The organism is Hydrocoleum sp. CS-953 (assembly GCF_002260545.1).
Taxonomy (GTDB): Bacteria; Cyanobacteriota; Cyanobacteriia; order Cyanobacteriales; family Microcoleaceae; genus Trichodesmium.
Genome location: NZ_LGSU01000635.1, coordinates 1 through 3990, shown reverse-complemented (window position 1 = coordinate 3990; position 3990 = coordinate 1). Strand labels below are relative to the sequence as shown.

3 protein-coding genes are annotated in these 3990 nt (G+C 35.8%); 2 read left to right on the top strand and 1 reads right to left on the bottom strand.

The annotated features are described in order from the left end of the window. Window positions 1–798 precede the first annotated feature (798 nt). On the top strand, window positions 799–1893 hold the full coding sequence (locus AFK68_RS07135) for a ParM/StbA family protein (RefSeq protein ID WP_094672159.1): 1095 nt from the start codon (window positions 799–801) through the stop codon (window positions 1891–1893). Window positions 1894–2486: 593 nt separating this feature from the next. Beyond that, complete coding sequence (locus AFK68_RS07130; RefSeq protein WP_094672158.1) at window positions 2487–3101, top strand: hypothetical protein; 615 nt, start codon at window positions 2487–2489, stop codon at window positions 3099–3101. A gap of 178 nt (window positions 3102–3279) precedes the next feature. On the opposite strand, the gene AFK68_RS07125 is transcribed toward AFK68_RS07130, so the two are convergent. Continuing rightward, window positions 3280–3864 (bottom strand): PAP/fibrillin family protein, encoded by a 585-nt coding sequence (locus AFK68_RS07125; protein WP_094672157.1) that lies wholly within the window; start codon window positions 3862–3864, stop codon window positions 3280–3282. Between the last annotated feature and the right edge of the window lie 126 nt (window positions 3865–3990).

Here is a 3990-nt window from a genome sequence, read left to right as displayed (position 1 = left end):
CCCACACTTCCCACACTTCCTTGACGCACTACCGGGCAACTTTTATGCTTTTAACTATCCCATAGAGGTGTGAATACCTTGGACAGGTCTCCCGACTTGAAGCAAATGGCATGGTGTTATAGTGCCTCCTTTCCTGCGGAATGCTGCGCAAACTGAGGAGCTTTCCTTACGGAATGCTACGCAAATGCTAACAGTCAGTCGTGGTCAGACTGACAAAATAAAGACCTGTATTATGTGATTATGTTTTTATGAAGTATTATCGAGTTGACTGAAATTTGTGAAGGTACTTTCATTAACTGAATAATGAATAATGGATAATTACCTCTTTTACAATTGATAATGGATAATTATTTTGGTTTTCGGCTGTCGCCGACATGAAGCGCTTCCCGACATGAAAAGGGTTTGCGGAGCATGACAAAGGTCAAGCTTTGGGGAACGCTTTCCATAATTATCAATTATCCATTATTAGTATTAGGAGAGGCAATAAAGCCCGATTGATTAATTATCAATTATCAATTATCCATTGGTAACTCTATCTTGTATAATTATTAATTTTGTCAGGCGATTTGAGTCCCTTAGTGCCATTCGTCCCGTTGGTCTTAATTCCTTAATAGATATAGCGTTACGCATGAAGGTTAGGAGATTTATAAATCCTGAAACCCTTTGATAGTATACTATTCCCTATTCCCTATTCCCTATTCCCTATTCCCTAGCGGGTAGCGCTATATAAATAGAAATTTAGGACTTTCAATAACGGTAATATTTTGATTTAAGAGTTTAGTGAGGTAATACAACCTAATGGTAATTAAACAGCCAGCAGCAGCAGCAATGCTGACCCAGAAACCATCCAATGTCAGTAAAAAAGCAATTCTTAGTGCCGACTTGGGACGAACAGCGACTAAAGCTTGTGTGAGTCGTACGCCAAATGGTGTAGTTTTTATTCCAGCCAATGTCAAACAATTAAGTGTAGATCAAGTCAGAGCTGGTAATTTTGAGTCTAAAGCTACAGACCCTTTATTAGATATGTGGCTAGAATATCAGGGATCTGGATATGCTGTAGGTCAATTAGCTGCTGACTTTGGAGCTAATCTATTTGGTGATGAACGATCTTTTGCTAAGTCGAAAGTTGAAGATGCTTTAATTAAAATTTTGGCCTGTGCTGGCTATTTTCAGCTCAAAGGAGAATTTTCGGTTGTGATGGGTTTGCCTTTCTATTCTCAAGAGCAATTTGAAAAGGAAAAGGCACAAATTATTAGCCAACTGCAATGTCCTCATCAAATGTCTTATCGAGGCGGTGAACCTGTAGAAATTAGAATTAACAAGGTTTGGGTAATGCCAGAAGGATATGGCAGTTTGCTGTGGTCTGAAGCTAATCATGGTAAAGAATTTCAGCCAGAATTGCCCAAATTATCCCTTGCTATTGTTGATATTGGCCATCAAACCACCGATTTCTTGATGGTAGACCGTTTCCGGTTTGCTAGGGCAGCTTCTAAGAGTGAACCTTTTGCTATGAGCCAGTTTTATGAGGATGTGGCTACTAAGATTGAGGGAGCAGATCCTCAATCTCTGTATTTGTTGCAAGCTGTCCATAAACCTGAAGGTCAGCGTTCCTATCGTCCCAGGGGTGCAACAAAACCTATTAATCTAGACGGTATTGTACCTGAATTGCGTAAAGTTTTTGCCGCTAAACTTTGTGACCGTTTGATTAAGTGGATACCAGAAAGGGTTACTGATGTTGTTCTTGCTGGTGGTGGGGCAGATTTTTTCCGGGAAGATTTGCAAAGGCTACTCCAAGAGGCAGGTCTGAAAGCTCATTTGGCTCAACCACCTAGAGAAGCAAATGCTCTGGGACAATACATCTATGGGGAAGCTCAATTAGCAATATCTAAGTAAGTTGTTCCTTAGTGGGACATTAGATTCAAGATATTTGAAGCTATTAATTATAGTAGAATATGAATCACCTCAATGTCAAAGCCCAATCTAAAATTGAGTAGAGCAGTATATTCTTACTCTAGTTGTTTCTGTATCTGGAAGTAAAAAATAATGGGGACAGAGTAGAACAGAAATTTTCTTTGTCCTCTAAAAACAGTAAAGTAAAGTTGAATATTGGATGACAAACTGGATTATTGTCTATAGTAGCTAAGATATTTCTTAAACAAAACAATATTTACCAATGGATAATTAATAATTAAATAGCAGTCAGCACTCGGCATGATTGACTTTTTTTGAAATTTAGGAGGATATCTCAACCCCGACTCAACCATCCAGTGCTTGGGGTGGCCTTTTATTTAACCCAAGGTCAAAAAGCTGTTAATGTTTCGCTTTTGCTGCGCGGCATGAAATGCTACATGAAAATAATTATCCATTATCCATTGTTCATTACCAATTGTTAAAGAGGTAATTATCCATTATTCATTATCCATTATCAATTAATGAGTAGAATACTTGATATTGTGCTTTGTCTAAGTTAATTAAAATATTAGCGGATGTTGTGGGAAAAAAATCAGAAAAAAGAAGTATTTTTTACAGAAGAGGCAGCAGATAAGCAGTTGTTGGCAGCTATTGAAAAAGAGTTGAATTCCCAAAAATACCAAACTTTTAGTAATCTCTGTAAGCAAGCTCTATGGCAATTTTTGTATGTATCTTCGTCTACAGAATTAGCTCAATCTGCATCAAATTTGCAACGTCTAGAACACAGAATTTATGAAAAGTTGACTCAACATTTTTCTGAGTTGGAAAAAAAATTTGCTGCTAGTGAATTGAATGAATCTAATAATATAAGTCAATTAAATGACCTGAAAAGAAACTTGAGTCAAATTAATCAACTCTTGACTCAAATGCAATTGAATTTTGATGATAAATTTCTTGAAGTTTTGCAGGCTTTTAAGGCAGAATTGCCAAAAATTGAAGCAGGTATTAATCAACTAGAAGCAGGTATTAATCAACTAGAAGTACCTATTGTTAAGACTACTCAGGACCAAGAATTAACTTCTACTAAACCCACAGAAGGAGAAGCAGAAGCAAATTTATCTGCTGAAGAATCAATAACAGAATCAGATCCTTTATTGCAGCGCTTAGGTTCTCTTATAGAAGATTTCTAATTATAGCAGTTTTCATTAATATAGAGTACAGATATTTGGGTTTAAAGGAAGAAGGAAGAAGGAAGAAGGAAGAAGGAAGAAGGAAGAATTTTTGTAGTCAACATGAGTGAAAACCTCTATAAGCTTCAATCTCCTGAATCCTATTTTTATACTACATTTTGTCGTGGAAAATGTAGGATTAAACTTTTATTAGTACAAATACACTTCCTTTGTTACCTCTTCCGATTCGTAAATCTTCATCTAAATATGTAATATCTAACCATCCCTTTTGTTCACGATTTTGGATGTCAAAATCAACGGCGGTAAATTTTTTTCCTGATTCTATTTCAGTAATTAATTTGTTAGGTGATTGATAACCAATTAAACTTTGCAAACCCAAAATTGAACGATTAAATTTAACATTTACTCGTTTTTCCGAAACAATCTCAAATTGAGCAACAACACTAACAATTCCCTCTAAAAATGGTAAACCATATACTTCAGCAATATTATAGATTGCTGTATCTTCAACTCGGATACATTGATAAATCTCGCCTAGTTTCAGGAATGGAAAATTGTCAATGCGTAGTAATTCTTGGCTGGTAGTATAAAGTAATCTCCAATTACCATTTAATAGCTCTTTTACTTCCAAGGGACGGAGGTTAGGATTGTAATCTTCTAACTGAGCGATCGCTGCCAAAATTTCTTGTCGATCATTTTTACTTGCTAGTAAACCGCGATTTTTGCCTGTAAGTATTTCAATTAATTTTGATTTATATATCATAATTCCTGTTTATTGTCAATCTAACTTTAATTCTAAGGTGACAACATTTATCTATAAGCATTACACACAAGTGTTAGGACATTAATAAAATTGAAATCCTTTACAATTAATAGTCTTGACTTGAGC

Coding starts and splice junctions, on each gene's coding strand:
- AFK68_RS07135 (WP_094672159.1), top strand. CDS start 799: ATGGTAATTAAACAGCCAGCAGCAGCAGCAATGCTGACCCAGAAACCA.
- AFK68_RS07130 (WP_094672158.1), top strand. CDS start 2,487: ATGTTGTGGGAAAAAAATCAGAAAAAAGAAGTATTTTTTACAGAAGAG.
- AFK68_RS07125 (WP_094672157.1), bottom strand. CDS start 3,864: ATGATATATAAATCAAAATTAATTGAAATACTTACAGGCAAAAATCGC.